At 59.7% G+C, this 24,703-nt stretch carries 19 protein-coding genes; 4 read left to right on the forward strand and 15 right to left on the reverse strand.

The genetic code is table 11. The features are described from left to right. Positions 1-76: 76 nt before the first annotated feature. The 11 genes from GOB93_RS05625 to GOB93_RS05675 form a co-directional block, all read right to left on the reverse strand. Entirely contained in the window at positions 77-1,276 is a 1,200-nt protein-coding gene (locus GOB93_RS05625) for an MFS transporter (protein WP_173582508.1), read from the reverse strand. Between the two features lie 36 nt (positions 1,277-1,312). Then, positions 1,313-2,650: a carbohydrate porin gene (locus GOB93_RS05630; protein ID WP_173582509.1), complete on the reverse strand. Its 1,338-nt coding sequence runs from the start codon at positions 2,648-2,650 to the stop codon at positions 1,313-1,315. A gap of 599 nt (positions 2,651-3,249) precedes the next feature. Further along, on the reverse strand, positions 3,250-4,176 hold the full coding sequence (locus tag GOB93_RS05635) for an electron transfer flavoprotein subunit alpha/FixB family protein (protein ID WP_173582510.1): 927 nt from the start codon (positions 4,174-4,176) through the stop codon (positions 3,250-3,252). Then, the gene (locus tag GOB93_RS05640; RefSeq protein ID WP_173582511.1) at positions 4,176-4,937 is read right to left on the reverse strand and encodes an electron transfer flavoprotein subunit beta/FixA family protein; all 762 of its coding nucleotides are present in this window, start codon (positions 4,935-4,937) and stop codon (positions 4,176-4,178) included. The genes GOB93_RS05635 and GOB93_RS05640 overlap by 1 nt, the downstream gene beginning before the upstream one ends. A gap of 15 nt (positions 4,938-4,952) precedes the next feature. Next, positions 4,953-5,810, reverse strand: a complete 858-nt coding sequence (locus GOB93_RS05645) for a sugar phosphate isomerase/epimerase family protein (protein ID WP_173582512.1) — start codon at positions 5,808-5,810, stop codon at positions 4,953-4,955. Beyond that, entirely contained in the window at positions 5,810-6,961 is a 1,152-nt protein-coding gene (locus GOB93_RS05650; protein ID WP_173582513.1) for a dihydrodipicolinate synthase family protein, read from the reverse strand. Before GOB93_RS05650 ends, GOB93_RS05645 begins: the two co-directional genes overlap by 1 nt. A gap of 8 nt (positions 6,962-6,969) precedes the next feature. Next, a complete protein-coding gene (locus tag GOB93_RS05655) occupies positions 6,970-7,737 on the reverse strand; it encodes a 3-ketoacyl-ACP reductase (RefSeq protein ID WP_173582514.1) in 768 nt (255 codons plus the stop codon). After that, complete coding sequence (locus GOB93_RS05660) at positions 7,734-8,876, reverse strand: acyl-CoA dehydrogenase family protein (protein WP_173582515.1); 1,143 nt, start codon at positions 8,874-8,876, stop codon at positions 7,734-7,736. The genes GOB93_RS05655 and GOB93_RS05660 overlap by 4 nt, the downstream gene beginning before the upstream one ends. Before the next feature lie 52 nt (positions 8,877-8,928). Beyond that, entirely contained in the window at positions 8,929-10,500 is a 1,572-nt protein-coding gene (locus tag GOB93_RS05665) for an acyl CoA:acetate/3-ketoacid CoA transferase (protein ID WP_173582516.1), read from the reverse strand. A gap of 122 nt (positions 10,501-10,622) precedes the next feature. Continuing rightward, on the reverse strand, positions 10,623-12,218 hold the full coding sequence (locus GOB93_RS05670) for a GMC family oxidoreductase (RefSeq protein WP_173582517.1): 1,596 nt from the start codon (positions 12,216-12,218) through the stop codon (positions 10,623-10,625). Next, the gene (locus GOB93_RS05675) at positions 12,218-13,714 is read right to left on the reverse strand and encodes an aldehyde dehydrogenase family protein (protein ID WP_173582518.1); all 1,497 of its coding nucleotides are present in this window, start codon (positions 13,712-13,714) and stop codon (positions 12,218-12,220) included. Before GOB93_RS05675 ends, GOB93_RS05670 begins: the two co-directional genes overlap by 1 nt. A gap of 321 nt (positions 13,715-14,035) precedes the next feature. Between GOB93_RS05675 and GOB93_RS05680 the strand changes: the two genes are divergently transcribed. After that, a complete protein-coding gene (locus GOB93_RS05680; protein ID WP_242010556.1) occupies positions 14,036-14,695 on the forward strand; it encodes a TetR/AcrR family transcriptional regulator in 660 nt (219 codons plus the stop codon). A gap of 86 nt (positions 14,696-14,781) precedes the next feature. On the opposite strand, the gene nagA is transcribed toward GOB93_RS05680, so the two are convergent. Together nagA and GOB93_RS05690 are read right to left on the reverse strand one after the other, a co-directional pair. Continuing rightward, a complete protein-coding gene (nagA, locus tag GOB93_RS05685) occupies positions 14,782-15,891 on the reverse strand; it encodes an N-acetylglucosamine-6-phosphate deacetylase (protein ID WP_173582520.1) in 1,110 nt (369 codons plus the stop codon). 194 nt (positions 15,892-16,085) lie between these two features. After that, positions 16,086-18,254 (reverse strand): beta-N-acetylhexosaminidase, encoded by a 2,169-nt coding sequence (locus GOB93_RS05690; RefSeq protein ID WP_242010557.1) that lies wholly within the window; start codon positions 18,252-18,254, stop codon positions 16,086-16,088. 97 nt (positions 18,255-18,351) lie between these two features. On the opposite strand from GOB93_RS05690, the gene GOB93_RS05695 reads away from it, so the two are divergent. Continuing rightward, positions 18,352-18,585 (forward strand): hypothetical protein, encoded by a 234-nt coding sequence (locus tag GOB93_RS05695; RefSeq protein WP_173582521.1) that lies wholly within the window; start codon positions 18,352-18,354, stop codon positions 18,583-18,585. Positions 18,586-18,589: 4 nt separating this feature from the next. Here the strand turns inward: GOB93_RS05695 and nagB are convergent, their stop codons facing one another. Together nagB and gluP are read right to left on the reverse strand one after the other, a co-directional pair. Further along, on the reverse strand, positions 18,590-19,390 hold the full coding sequence (gene nagB / locus GOB93_RS05700; RefSeq protein ID WP_173582522.1) for a glucosamine-6-phosphate deaminase: 801 nt from the start codon (positions 19,388-19,390) through the stop codon (positions 18,590-18,592). A gap of 5 nt (positions 19,391-19,395) precedes the next feature. Next, positions 19,396-20,697: a glucose/galactose MFS transporter gene (gene gluP, locus GOB93_RS05705; protein WP_338422302.1), complete on the reverse strand. Its 1,302-nt coding sequence runs from the start codon at positions 20,695-20,697 to the stop codon at positions 19,396-19,398. Positions 20,698-21,976: 1,279 nt separating this feature from the next. On the opposite strand from gluP, the gene GOB93_RS05710 reads away from it, so the two are divergent. Both GOB93_RS05710 and attM read left to right on the forward strand, forming a co-directional pair. Further along, entirely contained in the window at positions 21,977-23,131 is a 1,155-nt protein-coding gene (locus GOB93_RS05710) for an iron-containing alcohol dehydrogenase (RefSeq protein WP_173582523.1), read from the forward strand. Positions 23,132-23,157: 26 nt separating this feature from the next. After that, on the forward strand, positions 23,158-23,949 hold the full coding sequence (gene attM / locus GOB93_RS05715; RefSeq protein WP_173582524.1) for an AttM family quorum-quenching N-acyl homoserine lactonase: 792 nt from the start codon (positions 23,158-23,160) through the stop codon (positions 23,947-23,949). Positions 23,950-24,703 lie beyond the last annotated feature (754 nt).

Here is a 24,703-nt window from a genome sequence, read left to right on the forward strand (position 1 = left end):
CAGAACTTTTTTCAATCTCGCACCAGAGTGGCGACTGACGCAATATCCTGTGTCCGGTTAACAGATTTACGCAATCTTATATCGTCGAACGTTCCGCTGTCCTGACTGTTTCACCGCCCCGAGCCATCAGCGAAATAAAAATCGCGAGACTGATGCCCACGGTTACGGCAAGGACGGTGCTGTAAGACCAGCCTTCATGCGTGGCGAGCCAGGCCTGTACCGTCGCGTTGGCGGAGGTGAGCAGGAAGCCGATCTGATAGACGAAGCCCGAGAATGTGCTGCGGATCGCGGCCGGCGCCAGTTCGTTGAGATAGGCAGGCATGACGCCATAGACGCACATGACGAGAAACTGCATGGCCACGGCTGAAAGCATTGTTGCCGGCAGGTCCGCAGCCATGGCCCAGAAAGGCAGAACCGCAAAGATGGCGCATGCGGCGAAGACGATCGCGCGACGGCGGCCATAACGCTGTGACAGCGCGCCGCCGCAGAGACAGCCGGCGACGGCGGCGATATTGTAGGCCACAGCGACCAGGGCGACGGCATGCACGGTCAGGCCGCGTTCCGTTCGCAGCATGGTCGGGTAGAGATCCTGAGTCGCGTGGCTGAAGGTTGCGCCCGCGCTCATGAACAGAACGGCAAAGCCCAGGAGAGTCCACTGGCCTGTCATGTTCTGCCGGAAAGAGATGGTTCCCGTGCGGTCCTTCCGGCTGGCGGTCTGATAAACCGGCAGCGTGATGCGCAGGATGACGACACAGAGCGCCACGCCCATACTGACCAGATACATGCCGCGCCAGCCTGCAGTTTCGTAAATCAGCCCATACAGAACGGCGGCCAGAAGGTAGCCGGCGGGATAGCCGGACTGGAGGAGTCCGGAAACGAGGCCTCTTTTTCCCGGCGGGATGCTTTCCATTGCGTAGGACGTGCAGACGCCCCATTCTCCGCCCATCACCAGTCCGAACAGCGCCCGGAACAGGAGAAAAACGGACAGGGAGGGGGCGAGGCAGACACCGGCTTCACAAAGCACGAAGGCGATCATGTTGCCGGCGAGCACACGTTTTCGCCCGAAATTATCGGCCAGCCAGCCGACGCTCAGCGCGCCGAAAATCCGGGTGGCGAGCGGCAGGGACATGGCCCAGGTCATGGTTGTGAGATCGGTGGAGAAATCGTGCGCGATGCCGCTGAGCGCGAAAGCGGTAATGAAGAAATCGAATGCGTCCATCGTCCAGCCGCCGAAGCAGGCTGCGACGATGTGAACCTGCTGACGTCCTGAGATCATTCCGTTTCTCTTTTCACCCGGTGAATCTGGCATGATTCAGAACTGAGAGGTCAGGCGGAAGCCGGCCAGCAGGGCATCCGGATAAACGTGGTTTCCGTCGGGATGAATGATGTATTGCAGATCAGGAAACAGCTTGATTCCACGGCTGATGAAGGCCGTATAGGTCAGTTCGAGGACCTGGAAATTCGTCTGTGGGGCCGCCACGCCATTGAGGAGCGGCAATCCCAGATCGGCCTGCATCTCCTGCTCACGCGTGATTTTGTGATTGACGGTTTGTCTTGTCCAGAAAAACGAAATGGCGTCCGTGATTCTGGCCGGGAACATACCCTGTGAGATAATGCCGAGTGTATACTGGCTCTGATTGGGCAATGATGCGCCCATGTTGAAGCCAGCGAGGCCGAAAAGAATGAGGCCCTGGTTCGCGGCGGGACCGAAGCGGTAAACCATCTGATCCGCGCCGACATACCACGCGCCGCGCTGCCTTTCGGTTTTTCCGGGCAGGTGCGAAACCAGTTTCGGGCGACCGTCGATGGAGGTGAACGGATCGGGATGATCGGAGGTATCGACATAACCGCCGAGCTTGTAGTGGCCGGTCAGTTTATTCCGTCCGAGGGAGGGTTCCCATCCGATTTCCATCGGGATGACAAATCCCTGCTGCACGAACGAGAAATTGAATCCGGCGCGGCCGCCTTCCGTTGGCGACACTTCGTACAGACCGGCCTGAGCGTAAAGATGGTAGCCCGGATTGACGCGTGCCATGATCCCCCATTGCGAGAACGGCCAGGAACGCCATTTGGAAGAATTGGACAATCCTGACGGATGGGCGCAGGTGATCATGTTCATTGCGTAACAGCCAAGATAGGACGTGCCGAATTTCATATTCGCGGGCATTCGTCCGAAATCGATGACGAGCTTTTTGTTCAGCAGCGATTCCTCGAAATACATGTAGACGAGCTTGTAGAGCACGTTGCCGCCCGCGCCGTAATCTTCCTGTGGCTGGATCAGGGATGTGACGCCCATATAGTCGGTCGCGACATTGCGACCGGCGCGCTGGACACCCAGCATATGGAATGACAGTCCTTTCCAGTGAAGCATTTTTTCGAAATCGATATCGCCTCCCATGACCACCTGATGGGTGTAGTCGAAGCCTTTTCTGCGGCCGCCCGCGACGTCACCGAGGCTTTCGATCAGGTATGTCAGGGTAAAGGCGAAGCCGTAATCCTCCATTTTCGTCCTCAGGCCACCGATGGTGCCGAGAATACGGTCGTCTTTTGGAACCACGCGCACTTCCGACCATGCCGATCCGAGGGCGCTTGCGGCCATGCCGGTCCGCTCCCGCTGCTGGGAGGAGGCGGCGGCGTTATCGGCTTCCATGAAACGGACGATGCTGCCATCGTCCCAGAAATTTCGCCTGGGTTTTTCTTTTACTGCCGATTTCTCTGCGGCCGGTTTAGCGGAAGATGGCGTCTGATCCTGTGCTGAAGCAGTCTGCATCCATATGGTAAAAAGGAAAATGACGGGAATACACCCCATCATTCTCCGCAGGGAGATGTTTTTCATGGCACACGGCAACCAGAATAATCCGGGGTTTCCGGCTTCCGGACACACGGGTCCGTCAGCAGGTTACGCCGTTATGTGAATGAAACCGTCGTACACCGAAGTGCTGCGGATACAGCCATCAGGGCGCGCAGACCCTGACGGTCTCAGATCGCAGCCATCATCTTTTTCTGTTGTCTCTGAGTGTCATCTGGTCATCTTTCTTTTTTTATTAACCAGTGGTGAGAATCTGACCCGTTCGTGAATGTTACCACGCTTTTTATCAGGCCGATTCTTATTAAGTAACCAGATAGGGCGTTATGGCGCGCGCGTCAATTCCCCGGGCAGATATTCCCGCGATTCTGAAGACTATTTCCGGCGGAGGTGACTGCTGGTGGCAAACTCACCCACTCCGCCCTGCGGTGCCCGGTCTCCTCTCAGATTTTTTCCGTCAGTTCCGGAAGAATCCTGAAGAGATCTCCGACCAGACCGTAATCGGCCACCTGAAAGATTGGCGCATCCTCATCCTTGTTGATGGCAACGATGATGCGGGAATCCTTCATTCCGGCCAGATGCTGAATCGCGCCGGAGATGCCGACTGCGATGTAGAGATCGGGCGCCACGATCTTGCCGGTCTGCCCGACCTGCCAGTCATTGGGGGCGTATCCGGCGTCGACCGCCGCACGGCTGGCGCCGACAGCGGCGTCCAGCTTATCGGCGAGCGCGGTGATCTGGTGGAAATTTTCCGCCGATCCCAGACCACGGCCACCAGAGACGACGATTTTCGCTGAAGTGAGATCGGGTCTTTCGGAGGTGATGGTTCTGTCCTCGACCCATTCGGACAGGCCCGGATCGGGCGGGACGCTGATGGAGGTGACGGGAGCCGGCCCACCGGCGCCGACGGGAGAAAAACCGGCGGTGCGGACGGTGAAGATTTTGATCGGGTCGGCTGAGCGGACAGTCTGAATGGCATTGCCGGCATAGACGGGTCGCTCGAATGTTTCGGCGTCCTTTATTGCCGTCACGTCGGAGAGGACCATGGCTTCCAGCAGCATGGCGGCTCTCGGCAGCGCATTCCGCGAAAACGCCGTCGCGCCGGCCGCGATATGTGTGTAATCCCCGGCCAGGCTTCTGATCAGGGCGGCGAGCGGCTCGGCGAGACCGTGCGCGAAGGAAGGATCGTCCGCCAGCAGGACTTTCGAGACACCGGCCAGTTTCGCCGCCTCTTCGGCCGCGCCGGCGCTGTTGCCGCCTGTCACCAGGACGTCTGCGTCTCCCAGCGGCGCGACGGCGGACAGGGTGCGGGCGAGAAGATCGGTAAGGAGATGGCCGTCATGCGCTTCGGCCAGAACCAGAACGGACATCAGATGACTCCTGCTTCATTTTTCAGTTTCGACAACAGCTCATCGACGGACTGTATCTTCACGCCTGCCTGACGCTGACGGGGTTCGGTGGCGCTGACGACCGTGAGATGCGGGCGCGTGTCGACGCCGAGATCCGCCAGCGCCAGTTCCTCCAGCGGCTTTTTCTTTGCCTTCATGATCGCGGGAAGAGCCACATAGCGCGGCTCGTTCAGACGCAGGTCGGTTGTGACGACGGCCGGCAGCTTCAGGCGGATCGTCTGAAGGCCGCCGTCGATTTCCCGTGTGACCAGCGCGCTGCCTTCATCAATTCTGACGGCGGAGGCGAATGTGCCCTGCCCCCAGCCGAGCAGGGCGGCGAGCATCTGACCGGTGGCGTTCATATCGTTGTCGATCGCCTGTTTGCCTGCGATCACCAGTTCCGGCTTTTCCGTCGCCACGACTTTCGCGAGGATGCGGGCAACGGAGAGCGGCTCCAGATCCTGACTGACATCATCGCCGGATTTAACGAGAATGGCGCGATCGGCGCCCATGGCAAGCGCTGTCCTCAGCGTGTCCTTTGCCTGTGGCACGCCGATAGAGACGGCGACGATCTCGGTGGCGATGCCCTTTTCCCTGAGGCGCACCGCTTCTTCGAGGGCGATTTCGTCGAACGGGTTCATCGACATTTTGACGTGGTTCAGGTCCACGCCGGAGCCGTCGGGCCGGACCCGGACGCGCACGTTGTAATCGACGACACGTTTGACCGGAACGAGAATTTTCATAAGGCTCTCCGTTTTTCAGCAGACGGTGCGAAAGCGTTCTGTCATGACATCCAGCACTTCGGCCGGGTCGCGTTTCCACCAGTTGTTCGCAGAGAAAATTTCAACCTCGCAGAAGCCGTCATAACCGGCGCCCTCGACGGCCGCGCGGAGGCCTTTCAGGTCGGCTACGCCGTCTCCCATCATGCCGCGATCCACCAGAAAATCCGTGGTGTGGGCCAGCCAGTCACAGAGATGGAAGCCGAAGATGCGCGGGCCGGCGCGCCTGAGCTGACGGGGCAGGTCCGTGTCCCACCAGACATGGTAAACATCGATGGCGACACCGAGGATATCGGAACTGAGGGCGTCGCACAGATCGAGCGCGTCCCGCGTGGTCGTCAGGCAGGAGCGGTCTCCGCCGTACATCGGGTGCAGCGGCTCCAGGGCCAGTCTGACGCCGCAGGATCGGGCATGATCCAGCACGGGCGCGAGCCGGTCGGCGACCAGACTGAGACTGCCGGGAATGCCCTTTGTGCCCGGCTGCACGCCGCCGGTGACGATGGTAAGGATATCGCCTTCCAGCGCGGCGGTCTCGTCGATCGCCCTGTAAAAATCGTCGGTGATTTCGGACGGGTTCTGAAAGCCGAGCGGGCCTGTCAGGAAGGGAGAGCGGCAGAGGCCGACGACTTTCACGCCGGTCTCACGCGCCCGGCGTCCGATTTCAGCGGCGCGTCCCGCGATTTCCGGCCGCCAGAAGACGATACCGCCGATGCCGCGTTCGGCGCAGGCGTCGAGCGTGCGCTCCGGGGACCAGCCGGCCCCGGCACCCGGAACATTGTGACCGAGCGTGGCCGTGTTGAGCGCCAGCGCGGAATGATCCCGGCTGAAATCGCGCATCAGTCGGCTCCGTAGAGCGCGAGCAGGGACTGCATGCGACGGACTGCGAGATCGGGTTCCCGCAGCAGGCCGCAGCCATCCGCAAGACGGAAGATTTCCGTGAAGTATGGCAAAGGCCGCATCGACTGCGCGCCGTTCAGCATGATGAAGTGATTCTGAAATCCGTTGAGCCAGGCGAGGAAGACGACGCCGGTTTTGTAATACTGCGTCGGGGCCGCGAACATCAGCCGCGCCAGGGGGACGGTGGGATCGAGCAGTTCGTGGAAACCGGCCCTGTCCTCCTCCCCCAGCCGGCTGACCGCGCTGGCGGCGAGAGGGGCGATCGGGTCGAAGATTCCGAGCAGGGCGTGGCTGTAGCCCTGGTCGTCGCCGGCGATCAGTTCGGGATAGTTAAAGTCATCGCCGGTGTACATCTTCACGCCTTCGGGCAGGCGGCGGCGCATGACGATTTCCTTCTCCTTGTCGAGGAGGGAGATCTTGATGCCATCCACTTTCGCGACGTTCTGGCCGATCATCTCCAGAACAGTTTCCAGCGCCTCGCTGAAATCCCGCGCGCCCCAGTATCCGGCAAGGGCGGGATCGAAAGCCTCGCCGAGCCAGTGCAGCACGACGGGCTGGTCACAGGCGCTGAGAACCTTCGCATAGACGCGAAGATAGTCTTCCGGCCCCTTCGCCACCCTGACCAGGGCGCGGCTGGCCATCAGGATGATGCGTGCGCCGGCTTTCTGGATGGCCTCGACCTGTTCCATATAGGCGGCGATAACATCATCGACGCTGCGGGCGTCCGCCGGGTCGAGGTGGTCGGTGCCGCAGCCATTGACGACCCTGGCGTGTGGCAGCTCGGCTTTTGTACGGCGGATCAGTTCGAGCGCGCCGGTCCAGTCCAGGCCCATGCCGCGCTGGGCGGTGTCCATCGCCTCCGCGATGCCCAGTCCGAGACCGGTGAGGTGATGGCGGAAGGCCATCGTGGTTTTCCAGTCGATCTTCGCCGGGCCGGAGGGCGGCGTGTCGCTGAACGGATCGGCTGTGACATGGGCGGCGGAATAGACGATGCGGGCCGGGTGCGCGGACAGGGGCACATGCGGCGCGGTTTTGCCGGTCAGATGATAATCCGTTTTCCGGCCTTCTTTATCGGGAAGTGCTATTTTCATGGCCGTTCTCAGAAGCGGGGCACAAGCATTCCGGCATCCGCCGAAATGACCTGGCCTGTGGTGTAAGGGAGTTTTCCGGATGCGAGGCTCGCGACGATACGGCCGATCTCCGCCGGTTCACCGACGCGGGGCAAAAGCGTCAGTCCCTCTTCCGCGCGTTTGCGGTACTGGTCGATGACGGGTGCGGTCATTTTCGTGGCGATGAGGCCTGGCTGCACGTCGTAGACCGCGATGTTTTCCGGACCGAGACGCACGGCAAGGGTTCTGGAGACCATCGCCGCGGCAGCCTTGGAGGCGCAGTATTCCGAGCGGGCCGTTGCGACGGCGACGGCGTTGGAGGATGTGATATTCACAATGGAATGAAACAGGTTTTCCGGACGGTCGCGGGACAGAAGGCGGCGGGCGAAGGCCTGGGAAAGGAAGAACATCGCCCGTGCATTGACGGAGAAGCAGCGGTCCCAGCTTTCCTCTGTCACATCCAGCAGATCACCGCGTTTCAGGACGCCGACACCGGCATTGTTGACCAGCGTGGTCAGCGGGCCGAGTTCGGCTTCCACCCGCGCGAGACAGCCGGCCTGTCCCCGGAGGTTCGAGACATCGAACGCGATTCCGATGACCGGGACATCGAACGTGGAAAGATGCTTTACCGCATTGCGGAGTTCCTCGTCATCCGTCAGTCCGTTGACCGCCAGCGCGAAGCCCTCTTTCGCGAGGGCCTCGGCGGTCGCGAGACCGATGCCGCGCGACGCACCGGTGACGAGCGCCGTCTGTCTCATGACGTGGCGCCTTTGCGCAGGAGTTCGCGCGCGATGATCATGCGCTGGATCTGGTTCGTGCCTTCGTAGATCTGGGTGATTTTTGCGTCACGGTAGAGGCGCTCGACCTCGAAGCCCCGGATGTAGCCGGAGCCGCCGAACACCTGCACCGCATCCGCCGTGCGGGCCACGGCCATGTCGCCGGCGAAGCATTTCGCCATCGAGCAGGAGCGTGTGGCGTCGAGCCCCCGGTCGATCTTCATGGCGGCGGAGTAAACGAGGAGGCGGGCGGCCTCGATATCCTTCGCCATATCGGCCAGCAGCCACTGGACGCCCTGGAATTCGGAAATCTGCTTGCCGAACTGTTTGCGGGTGCCGGCGTAGTCGACCGCCGCTTCCAGCCCGGCCTGGCCGATGCCGACGGCCAGCGCCGCGATGCCGACGCGGCCTTTGTCGAGCACGCTCATCATCATGTGGAAGCCCCGGTTCATTTCGCCGAGCAGGGCGTTCGGCCCGAGGCGGACTTCCGAGAAACCCAGTGCGCCGACCTGGCTGGCGCGCTGACCCATCTTGTGTTCCTTCGGGCCACGTTCGACGCCTTTCGCATGCAGGTCCACGATGAAGATGGACATGCCGCGATTGCCGGCTTCCTTGTCCGTGCGGGCGAGGACGAAGCCGGTATCGGCGACGGGGGCATTGTGAATCCAGATCTTGCCGCCGTTCAGTACCCAGCCGTCACCATCTTTTACGGCGGTGGTGCGGATGCCGGAGACATCCGTGCCGGCTTCCGGCTCGGTGATGCAGTAAGCCACCTTGCGCTTCATGGACATCACGTCCGGCAGCATTTTCTGCTGTTCGGGTGTGCCGTGGCGGACGAGCAGGGTGGAGATCAGTTCCACGAGGCCGCACTGATCGGCGATGCTGGCGTAACCGCGTGACAGCTCTTCCATGACGACGGCATAGGTCAGCGTGTCGAACCCCGGTCCGCCGAGGTCTTCCGGCACGGCGATGCCGAACAGGCCGAGTTTGCCCATTTCTTCATAGATTTCGGAGGGAAAACGCTCTTCACGATCCAGCGCCTCGGCAGCGGGACGAATGACGGCGTTTACGAAATTCCGTGTCGTGTTGCGGACTTCTTCCTGCGTTTCGTTGAGAAACATGATCGGCTCCGGATTTGTATCTGAATAAGGCTGTTATGAAGACGGGAAGGTTTCAGAGTTCGAGGCCCATGGGCGCATCGCGGAACAGGGCGGCGTCCATCTCCTTCAGATCGGGGGCGACGTGCAGCTGGCCGGTAGCCTGATCGATGACATCACGCTGCAGGTCTATGCCGGGTGCGATTTCGGTTACGGTCAGTCTGCCGTCGAGAAGTCTGATGACGCAGCGCTCCGTGACGTAGCTGATCTCCTGGCCGGTTTCCGTCGCCCTGCGGCCGGAGAAGCTGACCTGGGAGACTTCCGGCACGATCTTTGCGATCTTACCTTCGCGGTCGATGACCAGTCTGCCGTCCTCGATGTGCATTTTCGCGCCGGCGTTGAAATTTCCTGAGAAAATAATGCGTTTTGCGCGACTGGTGATATCGACGAATCCGCCGGCGCCTGCGGTGCGATGTGGTGTGGCGGCGAGACGGCTGACATTGACGGAGCCGTCCTGGCCGATTTCGAGGAAGGAAAGCAGCGAGCAGTCGAAGCCGCCGGCCTGGAAATAGGAGAACTGGTGCGGCGAGGCGACGAAGGCTTCGGCGTTGGCCGCGCAGCCGAATTTGAAGTCCAGCAGAGGGACACCGCCGACGGCGCCCTGTTCGATGACCCAGGTGACGGCGCCGTGCTGACCTTCCTCCAGGAGAATACGCGGCACGTTCGCGGAGATTCCGAAACCGATATTGACGGCCCAGCCATTTTTCATCTCCCGGGCGACACGGCGGGCCATGGCCTTGTTCGGGCCGAAAGCGGGGATGTCGAAAGTGGAGAGCGGGCGGAAGATTTCGCCGGAGATGCCGGGATCGTACAGCGTGGCGGTGGTCTGGAGCTGATCGGGGGCTTCCACGACGAAGTCCACGAGGATGCCGGGCACGCGGACATCGTGCGGTTTGAGCGTGCCCTGGGCGGCGACGCGGCGCACCTGGGCGATGACGATCCCGCCGTTGTTGTGGGCGGCGAGCGCCATCTCCATGGCGCCGAGCGTGGCTCCTTCCTGCTCGAAGGTCAGGTTGCCTTTTTCATCGGCGGTGCTGGCGCGGATGATCGCGACATCCGGTTGCAGGGCCGGGAAATAGAGCCATTCCTCGCCTTCGAATTCCATGGTTCGGACGATGGGACGTTCGCGGGCGGTGGCGTTCATCGCGCAGCCGTCGCGGCGCGGATCGGCGAAGGTGTCGAGCCCGACTTTCGTCAGCACGCCGGGGCGTCTGGCCGCGCCCTCCCGCAGCATGTCGAACACGATGCCGGAGGGAACATTATAGGCTGTGAGGTTTTCTTCCAGGATGCGCTGCCAGATGAGAGGCGGTTCGGCATTACTCGGGCCTGAGGGATAGGAGCCGCCGATGATGCGCGAGATCATGCCTGGTCTGGCCAGATGGTCGACGCCCTTTGTGCCGAACATGTCACCCGCGCAGATCGGGTGAATGGTGGTCAGATTTTTCGGCACCCCTTCCGCCGCGAAACGCTGTCCGAGCGCTTCCAGGACGGCATCGGGGCACAGAAGCCCGGAAGAGGAATTGACGGCGACCATTGCGCCGTTCTGAACGTGGCTGACAGCTTCAGCGGCTGTTCTGACTTTTGTCATGGCTCCGGTCCGTTTTCTTATTATGTATCTAACCAGATGGTTACTTATAACATGCACTGAAAAACCGTGCTCTGGCAAGACGCAGTTTCGTGAACTGCCGGAGCACGGAAGCAGCGTCCTTCTCAGGCGTTGCCCTGGATGAAATCGGCCGCCCGCTCCCCGATCATGATGGTGGCGGCATTGGTGTTGGACCCGAGCAGAGAGGGCATGACGGAGCTGTCGCAGATCCGGATGCCGTCAAGGCCGTGAACCCGCAGACGCGGATCGACCACGGTGTTTTCGTCCCGGCCCATCCGGCAGGTGCAGGTCGGGTGGTAGGAGGTCCGGCCATGCGCGCGCGCATAGGCGCGAAATGACTCCGTGGTGGGTGTTTTATCCCCGAAGAAGCAGATCTGCCGGATGTATTTCCGGAGCGAGGGCTGGGAGAACATCTCGTAGCTCAGCCGCACGCCCTCCGCCGCGACCCGCAGATCGTCCGGGTCGGCGAGGAAGTTGGGGTCCACCAGCGGGTTTTCGCGTGCGTCGGCGGATTTCAGTCTGACCGTGCCGTGTGATTTCGGGCGCAGCACGTAACTGTTCAGCGTGATTCCCGAACGTCCGTCCGGGACCGACATCACGCCGGCTTCCGCGCCGGCTCCGGCGAGGAAATGAAACTGCACGTCGGGGACATCGGATGACGGGTCGGCGTACCAGAAGGCTCCTGCCTCGACGACGTTGGAGGTGGCGGGGCCGGTGCCGAACAGGGTGTACTGCAGGCCCACCCACATCATCTTATGCAGTTTGTTATACTTATCGAGGCTTTCACTGCCTTTCAGTTCCGCGACGATATCGACACCGAAATGGTCCTGAAGGTTTTCGCCGACGCCGGGCAGGTCCTGCACGACCGGGATGCCGTGCTCGCGCAGATGCTTCGCCGGTCCGACGCCGGAGAGCATCATCAGCTTCGGCGTGCCGATGGCGCCCGAGGTGACGAGCACTTCCTGGGCAGCGGTAACGGTGGTCAGCGCGCCGTTGGCGATATACTGCACGCCGGTCGCGCGCGTGCCGCTGAAGGTGACTTTCAGGACGAGCGCCCGCGTTACGACCGTCAGGTTCTTGCGGTTCATCACCGGACGCAGATAACCCACCGCCGTCGAGCAGCGCCGTTTATCGCGGATAGTCATCTGATAGATCCCGGCGCCTTCCTGTGAAGGGCCATTGAAATCCGGGTTATAGGGCAGGCCCATTTCCTGGCAGCTCCGCACGAAGGCGAGGCTGGTCGGGTTGGGATCGCCGAGGCATGAGACGCCCTGCGGTCCGTCGGTGCCGTGCCACCTGCCGGCCAGGACGCTGTTCCCTTCCGAGCGGATGAAATATTTCTGCACATCGCTGAACGCCCACCCGTCGGCGCCTTCCCTTGCCCACCGGTCGAAGTCGGAAGGGTGGCCGCGTGTGAACACTTCGGCGTTGATCGAGGAGCCGCCGCCCAGGACGCGGCCCTGCACGTAGGGTATGCGCCGGTTATCGGCGTGCTTCTGTGGCTCGGAGACGAGCCCCCAGGTCAGCGGGCCGCTGGTCATTTTGGCGAACCCGACCGGCATGTGGATCAGCGGGTTTGTGTCCCGCTTCCCGGCCTCGATAAGGCACACACTCACCGATGGGTTTTCGGACAGGCGGGCGGCCAGCACGCATCCTGCGGAGCCTCCGCCAACGACGATATAGTCAAATCCCTTTGTCATTACGAAATCCAGTGCGTACGCTTGTTGGTTTCGATGTGGACCGTCTTGATCTGGGTATATTCCTCGACGCCGTAAATTCCGGACTCCCGCCCCCAGCCGGACTGCGCGAAGCCGCCGATCGGTGTTTCCGGGCCGCCGCTCATGATGGTGTTGACCCAGAACCGGCCCGCGCGGACGCCGCGTGTCACTGTCAGCGCCTTGCTGAGATCTTTCGTCCAGACCGATGCGGAGAGCCCGTATACCGTGTCGTTGGCCAGCGAGATCGCTTCAGCGACGCTGTCGAAACGGAAGGATGAGAGGACCGGGCCGAAGATTTCCTCGCTTGCGATGGCCATTGAGGGGCTGACATTTGTGAACAGGGTTGGCGCGATATACTGGCCTTTTCCGAAATTCAGGGCCTTGCCACCACAGAGGAGTGTGGCGCCTTCCTCTCTTCCTTTGTCAATGAATTTCAGGATGGTTCTGTTCTGCGCGTCCGTGGTGATGGCGCCGATCTGGGTTTCCGGATCGAACGGGTCTCCGACGCGGATTTTCTCCATCTTCTTTGCCACGAGGCGTTCGAATTCGTCGGCGACGGAGCGCTCGACGATCAGGCGGCTGGTGGAGACGCAGCACTGTCCGGTGTTGAAGCTGACACCGAACGCCACGGCGTCGGCGGCGTCCTCCAGATCGCTGTCGGCGAAGACGATGATCGGGTTCTTACCGCCCAGTTCGAGACCGAGTTTCTTGAGGTTGCTGTCGGCCGCCGCATGGACGCAGGAGCGTCCGACGCCGGTTGAACCGGTGAAAGAGAGCATGTCGATGCCCGGATGTTCCGCCATGGCCTGCCCGATCAGGCTGCCGGCGCCGGTGACGACGTTGTAAACGCCCTTTGGCAGGCCGGCTTCCGTCAGGATGTCCGCCAGGATCAGGGTTGTTGCGCTGGTGACTTCGGCCGGTTTGACGACGAGCGTGCAGCCTGAGGCCAGGATAAATGGCGCGCGCTCGCAGAGGATCATGAACGGGAAATTCCAGGGCGTGATCAGTCCCACCACGCCGACAGGCTCCCGCAGGACCATGCCGAACAGATCTTTTCCCAGATTGTTGAAGGTATCGCCATGCAGCAGCCGCGCGGCGCCGGCGGCCATTTCGAAACAGGCGATACAGTGCCCGATCTCGCCTTTCGCCTGAGCGATCGGCTTGCCGTTTTCGAGGACTTCCCAGTAAGCGATCTCATCGACGCGGCCGCGCAGGAGGTCCGCGACACGGAGCAGAACGGCGGCGCGGCCGGCGGCCGGGATGGTGGCCCAGCTGTCATTTTCAAAGGCGTGGCGGGCCGCAGCCACTGCTTCGTCGAGGTCTTCTTTCGTGCAGCGCGGCGTGCGGGTGACGACGGTATCATGGGCGGGCGAGGCCCGGTCGTACAGTTCGCGCCCTTGACGCCATGTGCCGTCGATGAAGAAGCCGAATTCACGCGGCTTTGCCGGCACAGAAAGTTTACGCTCAGTCGTAGCCATTTATCATAACCTTCCCGCATTTTTACGCCGGAACACCGGTAAAATTCTCTGGTTTTCACCCGGTTTTCTGCGTTTATCCGGCGTCTGTTTTATTTTTCTTCGCTTTGCACCGCCTTTGAGCTGTGGACGGTCTTCCGTCTCCTAACGCCGTTCGCACCAATTGGTTACTTAAAGCTGAGTCATTTTCTGTGGGGGAACGTTCACGTCCGGTTGATGGCTTAACGCGCCGCCGAAAGCTGATTATGAATGTTTTTTTATGCTTCTTTTTTCTGTCCCGCGCGCTCAATACGCAGCATCAGCAAAATCCGCAGGATCACCGACTTGACGCCACCCGAGAAAAATCAGCCTTCAGATCTGCCGAAACATCGTGTTCGGGATGCTGAGGCGACGAAGCTGCGTATTCTTGAGGCGGCGAAAAAGGAGTTCTCACAGAACGGACTGGAAGGCGCGAGAGTGGACAGTATTGCGCTGGAGGCCCGGGCCAACAAGCGGATGATTTACCATTATTTTGAGAGCAAGGAGAATCTCTTCAAAGTCGTTCTTGAAATAGCCTATCTCGATATCAGAACGCAGGAAGCAAATTTAAATCTCGAAAAACTGCCTCCCAAAGAAGCGATGATAACGTTTGTTCGCTTTACATGGGATTACTATATCAAAAACCCGGAATTCATCACGCTCGTCAACAGTGAGAACCTGTGTCAGGCGCGTCACCTCAGAGATTCTCCGTTGCTGCAGGAAGTCAGCCAGAAATTCGTCAGCCGCATTCAGGCTATTCTCGATCAGGGTGCCCGGGAAGGCGTTTTTCGTCCGGATCTTGATGCCGTTCAGGTCAACATCACCATCGCTTCAATCGGGTACTATTACTTTACAAACCGATATACCGGATCGGTTATTTTCAACCGTGATTTTCTTTCACCGGCCGCGCTGAAAGAACGTCTTGCTTTCAATACCGATACGATCCTTCGTCTTCTGTGCCTGTAGGTCTGTCGTTATCAGGTGTTTCGTGGCGGCAGGTCGTTGCATTTACAGAATATTGTCTGGTCCGGCACCGGCTTCCGGGGTAACCCTCAGATTTTCTGCCGGCCGCCGACCCAGACTTCCGTGACCTCAAAATCCTCGTTCATCACCACGAAATCCGCCCGCAGGCCGGGTTCGATCCGGCCACGGTCATGGAGACCGAGGAAGCGGGCAGCATTGCCGGACACGAGAGCGGAAGCGGCGGCCACGGACATTCCGCCTTCTCTCATGGCGTTGCGGAATGCCGTGTCGAGCGTCAGCACGCTTCCTGCCAGGGAACCATCCGGAAGACGAACGGCACCGTCACGGATTTCCACAGCCTGTCCTCCGAGCTGACTGGGTCCTTCGGACATGCCGGCGCCGCGCATGGCGTCGGTCACGAACAGCAGACGGTTTCCCATCAGACGTCTGGCGAGCCGGAAGTTTGCCGGGTGAACATGGTGAAGATCGAAAATCATTTCCGCATATGTCACATCGCTGCACATCAGCGCAGCCACCGGGCCAGGATTGCGGCCGGCGACGGGTGACATCGCGTTGAACAGGTGGGTGGCACCCGGCACGCCGCCTGCGGCGCAGATGCGGCAGATGGCCTGCTCCGTCTGCTCGTAGCCTGCTGTTGTGTGTCCGATGCTGACCCTTACGCCGGCTTTCGCGAATGCGGCGACAGCGCTGTCCGCGTGTTCCAGTTCCGGCGCCAGCGTGACGACGCGGACGATTCCGGTGCCGATGACTTCCGCGACCTTATCGGGACCGGGAGACACACTGAACGGTGGCTGGGCGCCCAGTTTATGCGGACTGACGAAGGGACCTTCCAGATGGGCGCCATAAATTTCCGGTCCGTCCGGTTGCGGTGCCGAGACGACTTCGGCGACGGCCCGTAATGCGTCCATCACCTCGTTCCAGGGACGGGTGATGGTTGTCGGCAGAATGGTGGTCGTGCCGCATCGGAGATGAAATGCGGAAAGGCGGCGGATGGCTGCGACGCCATCCATTGTGTCGGCGCCGTCGCCGCCATGAACGTGGCAGTCTATGAAACCGGGCAGGATGTAACGCCGGCCGGCGTCATGGGATGGCGTGATGGTCTGGATGCCGCTTTCTTCAAAACGGACTGTTCCGGGCACAACGCGATCCGGCAGAACGATCTGGCCACTGAGTAACATGATTCAGAATTCCTGCTTTCGGGATAACGATACAATGATGGAGAGCGGATGCACACGGACACGGACGACTGCCGGGCCGGCAGATCGTTGCTATTGTAGCGTATCGTGACGGACGACAAAACCATGCGCCCGGATGGCTGAAACGGGACAAACCGGCGAGCCGGTCATCGATTTGTCCGTTTATATGCCTGTATTCAGAGGCCGGCCAGTTTTCGTACGGCGGGCTCAATGGTGATCATCAGGCCGCCGGAAGGCAGATTTGCGGCACCCGAGGCCCCTGACACATCGGTCGATCTGCTGATGACGGCATCTTCATCATCAATGATTTTTCTCTCCTCCGAAGACAATGCCTTTTTATGTCCGCTCAGCGCATTCAATCCGATACCGGCGATAACCGCGAGATTATGCGAGACTGGCAAAGCCTCCGAAAGGCCGCGCACAGTCGCGACCTGAATGAAGGACGCATCGTTATCATGCCAGATCTGAAGCTGAGCCAGGAGATCCGGCACCACCGAATGATCCCCGGAGATGTAGCGATCGGCCAGCATGCTGAACCGTATCGCCGGGAACGGATCGGGAGAGGCGATTTCGCCGATGGCATCGAGATTGTTGCCGTGCCGTCCGACATAGCGGTTCATATTGTAATTTTGCAGCGGGACCGTGGCGCTGACGAGAATCTGCACGGGGTCCGGATTGCCGCGGGAGAGTCTCGCCGCCATGCGTCCGGTACTGGCCTGCGCGTGCAGTCCGGTGATCTGAAGTTCTGAATTCACGACGGCAAGGCGACGATACATATCCTTCACATCCCGCACGGCAGCCGGGGACCAGAAACGTTCCGCGATGGCCGCCGCGCGGGGCCAGTAGCGCGCGTCGAGCATCTCATCGGTCACCAGTTCGGCCCAGAGCGGCGCCTCGCCACCGAGAATGTATTTTTTCTGCTCGTCCGTCAGCGATGGTGGCGCAGGCTCTTTCAGAAAGGCGTTGACCAGATCGGGATTTACGCCCTTCCTGAGCAGGACATCCGCCTGGGCTTTCGTAATTCCGTTGGCGGCGGGATCATAAGGGTCAACGAGATAATGCTGTGACGCCGGCTGAAGCAGGTCAAGATAATAGCCTGCCGAAACGATGACCGGATGATGAGTGGCGGAGGCCGAGGCGATGAATTTTGAACTTCTCCAGACATCCACAATGACGTCCTCCGGAATCGGTGCTTCACTGACCTCATCCCAGCCGACCATGATCTTTCCCTGGGCCGCGAGAATTTTCTGTACCTGGGCGGTGAATTCAGCCTGCAGCGCCTGAGGCGTCGCGAAGCCGTTCTGCTTCATATAGGCGACGATTTTAGGATTTTTAAGCCATTCATCCGGGTCGACTTCGTCACCGCCTGAATGAAAACAGGTGTCAGGAAAAAGCCTGCTCATTTCGCCATAAAGTCTGCGGACAAGATTCAGCGAACCGGGAACCGTGGGATCGAGCGCGGCTGTATTTTTGTTTTTCGGTGCCGGATTGACCGGTTTCTGAGCGGCGAGTTCCGGATGCGCGAAGAGCAGCGCGAGGGCGTGGCCGGGAACATCAAATTCCGGCACGATCCGGATACCGCGATCGGCGGCATAGGCGATAAGGTCCCGGATTTCGTTCCGGGTGTAATACTGGCCGTGCGATCCTTTGATGGTCAGTTCGGGCAGGACTTTGCTTTCCACACGAAAACCGGTGCCATCACTGAGATGCAGGTGCAGCACGTTGAGTTTCAGCAGCTCCATGGCGTCGATCTGGCGCTTGATGGTTGCGATGCTCATGAAATGTCGCGACGTATCAATCATGATTCCACGCCATGGGAAGCGTGGACTGTCCGTGATCGTTGCGAAGGCGAGCGTCGGGCCGTTTTCGTCCCGGGTGACCAGCTGCGTGAGGGTGGCAAGACCATGAATGACGCCGTCAGGACCGTCAGCGGTCAGTTTTACGCCGTCATGGCCGACTGAAAGGCTGTAATTCTCCCTGGCGTGGACCGTCAGGGCTTCCGGATCGTCTCCCACCTGAATTTTTACCGGTATGGCGGCATTTTTTGCGTCAGGCGCGGCAGGATCAGGCGCGGGAAGAATGCGGCCCGCAAGAGCGTTGATGCGATCGGTGAAACGCTGTGCGGCTCTGCTCAGCATTGGGGAAGGCGGACGGCTCCAGGAAATGCTTATTCCACCGGACAGAGAGAACGCTTCAGGAGAAAAAGAGACGGATGCGGGAAGCGGCATAAGAGCCGGTGCGACATTCTGTGCCGCAGCCATAGCCGTCCCCGTCATGGTGCTCATAAGCAGAGCGGAACCGAGCAGAGCCATGCGCCATGTGAGAAAACACTCTCTGAATATCATTTATTTTTCTTTTCCATACGGCAGCCGCGTCCGGTGCTTATCTGATTCTTCCGATGATCCCGGCATCTGATGAAGCGGTCTGTTCTCCGGAACCTGTTTGCCGGACGAGTCTGTGGCGGGAGCCAGGAAGACGCTGCTTCGGGATGCGCCGGCTGAGATGCCGCTGGCGGCTATGGTGGAGAAGCGCTGCATCGTCCTCAGTCTTTCGGGGAGAGTCAGTTCTCCTGTCGTCAGCGCCGGTCTGCGCCCGATCCGGCCAGGCATTCCGTTACCTGTCATGAACGGACTTTCAGGACCATCAATGCAGGTTTCTTTTACGATATCAGGATGAAACATCAGCTGCCATCTGCTGACAGAGCGATGAGTTCGGGATCGTGGCGCATCTGCCATTCGATGGCGTCCCGCTGGGTGAGACCTGACGCGGCGGCGTTATCCAGAATGACGAGGCAGTGAGGATGAAACTGCAGCGCTGATCCGGGCACCAGGGCGCTGACGGGGCCTTCGATGACGCGGGCGGTTATGTCGGCTTTTTTTGAGCCCGTCACAACGAGAAGCACCTTGCGGGAGTCCAGGATTGTGCCCGTTCCCATGGTAAGGGCGCGGGTGGGAACCCTGCCGGGATCGCCGCCGAACATAACGGCATTCTGTTCGAGAGTGGCCTGCGCCAGGGTTACGACACGGGTGCGGCTGCTCAGTGACGACAGAGGCTCGTTAAAGCCGATATGGCCGTTCTCTCCCAGCCCCAGAAGCTGGAGATCGATGCCGCCTGCTGCCGCAATCCGGTTTTCATAGGATACGGCCTCAGCTTCCACATCGGCAGCGGAACCATCGGGAACATGCGTTCGGTCCGGTGCGATATTGACGTGATCGAACAGGTGCTTCCGCATATAGTAGCGATAGGACTGGTCGTGACCGGCATGCAGGCCGGCATATTCATCAAGATTGAATGTTGTGACGGCGCTGAAATCGATTTCATCATGCCGGGATCTTTCCGCCAGCAGGCTGTAAATGGCCTCCATGGTGCGGCCGGTCGCGAGGCCCAGGACGGAAGCAGGCTTCTCCCTGATCTGATCGGAAAGAATTCGCGCGGCCAGCGTCCTTGCGTGCGAAGCATCGGGACAGATCATAATCTTCATAAAAATCAGTCTCCTAGCGTCATGATGATCGATTCCGGGACAGGAGCACCGGTTTTCGCACGCAGCGCTACAGTCCATCCGGCAATAAAGAGATAGGACGGAATGACAAGGGTCATGAAGGCGGCCGATGTTCCCAGAGACGGCGCGAGATGGACAAAAAGCTGTGGCAGGACAGCGCCGCCGGAAAATGCCATGACGAGAAATGCGGTCGCGCCCGCGCCGCCGGAGCCGGCTTCCGCGAGGACGACAGGAAAAAGCGCCGGCATGATCATCGCATTGGCGAAACCCAGGAGCGCGACACACAGGACCGGGATCATTCCGGGAGTCATCGTGGCCATGAAACAAAGGATAATGCCCATGAGGCAGGAGATGAGCATATAGCGTTCCTGGCTGACCAGGCGGGGCACGATCATCATTCCGACGATGTAACCGGCCATCATTGAGGCCAGGGTCACCGTTGTGAGATATTTTGTGACATCGAGGGAAAGACCGAAGGATCGCCCGTAGAAGCCGATGGCGTCTCCGGCCATGACTTCCACGCCGACATAAAGGAACATTGCGAACACGCCTGTCATCAGCCAGAGCGGGTGTGTCCCGCGGGCGTCTGTTCCGGTCTGAACGGGGCTCTGCATTTCGATTTCCGGCAGCCGCGCACGGGCGACGAGCACCGCAAGCAGAACGAGGAGACCGGCCATCACCTGATAGGGGATGTGGACGGCGTGGGTGAACTGCGAGAGAATTGCGTCTCTCGCCGGACCTGCGGGGGTGCTGCGTATGCTGGCAGCGACGTCTCCGACGCTGGGCATAATGATGATGGCGAAAAGAGCCGGGGCGACGATCCCGGCGAATTTATTGGCGATACCCATGATGGCGATACGCTGGGCGGCGCGCTCGTGGTCGCCCAGCAGGCTGACATAAGGATTGATGGTGATCTGGAGCAGCGACAGGCCGGCCCCGATGACGGTCAGTCCACTGAGGGCTCCGGCGTACCAGCGGTCGTTGACGCATTCGCCGAACAGTGCCGTGCCGGCTGCCATGACGGCCAGAGCGGCGATCAGGCCGCGACGCAGGCCGATCCGGCGCGCGAGCGCCGTGGCAGGCAGGGGAAACACGAAATAAGCGAGGTAAAAACAGACCGGGACGAGGAAGGAAGCGACATCGCTCAGGCTGAACGCCACCTGGACGAATGTAATCAGCGGTCCGTTCAGCCAGGTGACAAATCCGATGCTGAAAAACAGAGCGGCCATGATCAGGACGGGGCGCCAGCCATAGGCTCCGGCCGGGCTTGATATCGGGAACCTGAGCAAGCGGCGCTTCCTTCAAAGATAACGTTTCGATCTGGCCGGACAGGCTGAGACCGGACAGCAGCGTGGGGAAGTATATAAACTTAACCGGAACTGGCTATCGATCTCATCACTGGCTGAAGACTGGTTTCATGGGAGTTACCAGTTTGTGGGTGCGTGGGCGAAATTCTGATCAGGAATACAGGTCATCTCCATTCATTCCGGGCTGAAAATGGTGCCCTGTTCCTATGCTGATCCGTGTCCTGAGCGTGAATATGTAATGGTTAAAAGGTGAAGATGCATTCTGATCTGATTATCTCGCTTTCTGCGGACAGAATGTTTCGACGGGACAGGCTTCCTGACAAGAGGTCATTACAAACCCGATATGGATGCTGAACACCGGTCCGGGGCATGTCGTCAGCAATCCACGTAATCGCCGATGCCCTGGGAAGCACCGCTGTTTTCCCCTGACAGCCTGGCAGACGGCTGATGTGACCGGGATAGAACTCTCGTGAAGAACCTCAATTCCGACCCCTGCATCGCTGACAGGGCTTACGATGCGGGTCCGCTCATCGAGATGCGGGTCCGCTCATCGAAAGGCCCGGGAGCGGGACATTGTCCCGGTCATTTCTTCACAGAGACACCTCTGCAAGCTCCGGAACAGAAGCTTTTCTACTGGCAGTAAAAGAAACGTTATTGGACGCTTTTTCGCCGGGACTGACGCAGTTCAGAAACGCCGTAGCAGGTTACGACACGCTGACATCAATCTTTCATGTCGCCATCCAGGTCGTTCCGGTGGTCATCAGTTTTAGCTGACTGTCGCCCGGAAGCCTGACCGGTGTCTGGTGACAACATACAATAAAGGCGGCCTGACCTTCGGTGGTCTCATTACCACTCGCAGGGCTTCGGAAATCACGCCTCCGCCATAACCTGATTCGCTGCATCTCCGGCCAGTCAGGACAGCGGAGGCAATCAGAAGATGCCTCCTGTTCGCTCAGCGGTGTAGCTTGTTTTCGTCGTCATTCCTCTGGCTGTTTAGCGCAGGCCTTGCTGATTCCTTGACAGGTTTCAGCCACCCGGCCATTGTTCCATATATAAAAACAAGTTCAGCATAATGAACATCAGCATCGAGCAAACGATGACCTGCCTGATCAGCTCCTCTCCTCTGAAGAACGCTTATGTGGCCGGCGAGCGCCGGATTCCAGTGCAGATCGGAACCTTGTCGTGAGAGATTCCGTTATGAGATCGGGAAATATCCCGAGATCAGATATCTGTGCCGGTGATCGGGCAGGAGGCAGGCAGAATGAAGCCGTTTGAGTTCCGGACTGTTCCGTCCATTGACGTGGCCTGGGGCGGAGCGCTTCGTCTCGGAGAACGCCTGAGCGGGCGTTTTGAGGCGCGGCGTGCCATGCTGGTGACGGATGGTGGCCTGGTAAAGGCCGGGCTGATTACGCCGGTTGTATCCGGGCTGGAAGCTGCGGGTTTTACCGTGCATATCTTTGACGGTGTCGTGGCTGATCCTCCGGAATCGGTCGTCGGCGAGTGTGCCCGCATGGCCAGGGAGAATGGAACCAACATCGTGATCGGACTTGGCGGCGGGTCCTCTCTGGACATTTCCAAGCTTGTGGCTGTTCTGGCCATCTCCGACCAGCCATTGTCCGGGATGTACGGGATCGGCAACGTGAAGGGCGGTCGCCTGCCGCTTGTTCTGGTGCCCACGACGGCGGGAACGGGCTCCGAAGTCACGAATATCTCAATCATCACCACGGGTGAGACAACCAAGATGGGCGTTGTGGCGCCCCAGCTTTATGGCGATTACGTGTTGCTGGACGCGGAACTGACGATCGGGCTGCCGAAGCTGCATACGGCTGCGACCTGTATCGACGCGATGGTTCACGCGATTGAAGCCTATACGAGCCTGCACAAAAAAAATGTCCTGTCCGATATGCTGGCGCGCGAGGCGTTGCGGCTGATGAGCGGCAATCTGATTGCGGCCTGCGAGGATGGCACGAACCGGGATGCGCGTGAGTCGCTTCTGCTGGGCGCACTGCTGGCGGGACAGGCTTTTGCCAACGCGCCGGTGGCGGCGGTTCATGCCCTCGCCTACCCGCTGGGAGGGCATTACCATGTGCCGCATGGGCTTTCGAACGCGCTGATGCTCGGGCCGGTGCTTCGGTTCAACAGCGGGGTGGCGGCGCCGCTTTATGCGGAACTTGCCGATGTGGTCGGGGCCGGAGATGGGGACGATACGCCGGCGCGCGCGAAAGCGTTTGTCCGGCACATGGAAAATCTGATGGACCGGAGCGGTGCGCCGCGTCGTCTGCGCGACGTGGGGGTGACGGACAACATGCTGACCGTCATGGCGTCTGATGCGATGAAACAGACGCGGCTTTTAGGCAATAACCCGGTTGAGGTGCGCGAGGAGGATGCTCTCGCGCTCTACCGCGAGGCGTTCTGACGCGGCACGAAAAAAGGCGTTGTCAAATGACCGATATCCGGCTCTGCATGCTTCAGTCCGGCACGCTGAAATGTAAAGTCCACAACATCAGAATGAATGAGGGCGACGGGGCTCCTTACGAGATTCCCGTGCCGTTTTTCCTGATTACTCACCCGGACGGCCATACCATCATCGATGGCGGAAACGCTGTCGAGGTGGCGACGGACCCGCGCGGATACTGGGGTGCAGTCTGCGATGTTTACTGGCCTGTCCTTGATAAGGACAAGGGCTGCGTTGATCAGGTCCGCGCTCTGGGGATCGATCCGGCCGATGTGCGCTATGTGGTGCAGTCCCATCTGCACCTTGACCACACCGGCGCTGTGGGCCGCTTTCCGAATGCGACTCATATCGTCCAGCGAGCGGAATATGAGTATGCTTTCACAGCGGACTGGTTTGCGGCAGGCGGCTATATTCGCAAGGACTTCGACCGGCCAGGACTGAAATGGCAGTTTCTGAACGGAACGCAGGACGATTTCTATGACGTGTATGGCGACGGGACGCTCACGACTGTATTCACGCCGGGCCATGCGCCCGGACATCAGTCTTTCCTGGTGCGTCTGCCGCAAAGCGGGTCATTTATCCTGACCATTGATGCTGCCTATACACTCGATCACTGGAATGAACGGTCGCTTCCCGGCTTTTTGACGTCCACGATTGAATCGGTTCGCTCTGTACAGAAACTCCGGGCTCTGGCGGAGAAGACAAATGCTACGGTCGTCACAGGGCACGACCCCGAGGCGTGGCCCGGATTTCGTAAAGCGCCTGATTATTATGCGTGATCGGGAGTTTCTGTCCATCTTCTGCTGATAGCGGACGGTCCGGGCAGCGTGTGGTGAGATACAGGGGCGGTCTGTAAACTTCGTGACAGACCGGATCAGAAACGGGAAAAGGAATGTCCGTTGTCGGTCGGCTGGTCCGGAGACCGGATCTGTGGTGCCGGTTTATAAATACCGACGCCTGGTTCTCACTGAGATGAGCTTACAGTGTTGAGATAGTTATCGGGACGATTGTCATATCGGGTCCCGGTCGCCTTTCAGGGAGATGAAAGCCGGGTGAGGCCAGCGTCATAATCAAGGCTCCTGTCCCAGGCTGCATCAGAGGAGTTACAGATTGGTGCTTAATGGCTACTGCCATCGTCCAGTCCTTCGTCTACCCCCTCCAGACCAGGTATCCGTCCAGAAGATTTTGATCATCCTTGCTTGCGGATAAAAATTATTTATCAGAACCAGCAGCGATGTGAGCAGGGTGAAATGTTCTGCAGACCATTCGAACCACCTCTCTTCTGACAGAAATAAGCAGACAGACGTTACTCGTACTCATTTCGGTCGTTCAGACGAGATTCATAACTTAGGGCGAGCTATCAGAGTGGATGCAGTGACCATGTTTCCTTTGTGCCGTCATTCTCTGATATGCTGTTTAATATATACCAGAAAGATATTTCCGAAATTCAACGAAGCGTCTCCAGCCGGGAGCCTAACCGTATCCGGCTGGATCGGAACGATACCCGCTCTCTCTGAACATGGTATTGACTGA

The organism is Acetobacter musti (genome assembly GCF_011516835.1).
GTDB lineage: Bacteria > Pseudomonadota > Alphaproteobacteria > Acetobacterales > Acetobacteraceae > Acetobacter > Acetobacter musti.

Excerpts from the sequence above, each read along its gene's own strand:
- GOB93_RS05670 (WP_173582517.1), bottom strand. The coding sequence starts at position 12,218 with ATGACAAAGGGATTTGACTATATCGTCGTTGGCGGAGGCTCCGCAGGA.
- attM (WP_173582524.1), top strand. The coding sequence starts at position 23,158 with ATGACCGATATCCGGCTCTGCATGCTTCAGTCCGGCACGCTGAAATGT.
- GOB93_RS05640 (WP_173582511.1), bottom strand. The coding sequence starts at position 4,937 with ATGAAAATTCTCGTTCCGGTCAAACGTGTCGTCGATTACAACGTGCGC.
- GOB93_RS05625 (WP_173582508.1), bottom strand. The coding sequence starts at position 1,276 with ATGATCTCAGGACGTCAGCAGGTTCACATCGTCGCAGCCTGCTTCGGC.
- GOB93_RS05655 (WP_173582514.1), bottom strand. The coding sequence starts at position 7,737 with ATGAGACAGACGGCGCTCGTCACCGGTGCGTCGCGCGGCATCGGTCTC.
- nagB (WP_173582522.1), bottom strand. The coding sequence starts at position 19,390 with ATGAAGATTATGATCTGTCCCGATGCTTCGCACGCAAGGACGCTGGCC.
- GOB93_RS05650 (WP_173582513.1), bottom strand. The coding sequence starts at position 6,961 with ATGAAAATAGCACTTCCCGATAAAGAAGGCCGGAAAACGGATTATCAT.
- GOB93_RS05660 (WP_173582515.1), bottom strand. The coding sequence starts at position 8,876 with ATGTTTCTCAACGAAACGCAGGAAGAAGTCCGCAACACGACACGGAAT.
- GOB93_RS05635 (WP_173582510.1), bottom strand. The coding sequence starts at position 4,176 with ATGTCCGTTCTGGTTCTGGCCGAAGCGCATGACGGCCATCTCCTTACC.
- GOB93_RS05665 (WP_173582516.1), bottom strand. The coding sequence starts at position 10,500 with ATGACAAAAGTCAGAACAGCCGCTGAAGCTGTCAGCCACGTTCAGAAC.
- GOB93_RS05645 (WP_173582512.1), bottom strand. The coding sequence starts at position 5,810 with ATGCGCGATTTCAGCCGGGATCATTCCGCGCTGGCGCTCAACACGGCC.
- GOB93_RS05630 (WP_173582509.1), bottom strand. The coding sequence starts at position 2,650 with ATGGAAGCCGATAACGCCGCCGCCTCCTCCCAGCAGCGGGAGCGGACC.
- GOB93_RS05710 (WP_173582523.1), top strand. The coding sequence starts at position 21,977 with ATGAAGCCGTTTGAGTTCCGGACTGTTCCGTCCATTGACGTGGCCTGG.
- GOB93_RS05690 (WP_242010557.1), bottom strand. The coding sequence starts at position 18,254 with ATGATATTCAGAGAGTGTTTTCTCACATGGCGCATGGCTCTGCTCGGT.
- nagA (WP_173582520.1), bottom strand. The coding sequence starts at position 15,891 with ATGTTACTCAGTGGCCAGATCGTTCTGCCGGATCGCGTTGTGCCCGGA.
- GOB93_RS05675 (WP_173582518.1), bottom strand. The coding sequence starts at position 13,714 with ATGGCTACGACTGAGCGTAAACTTTCTGTGCCGGCAAAGCCGCGTGAA.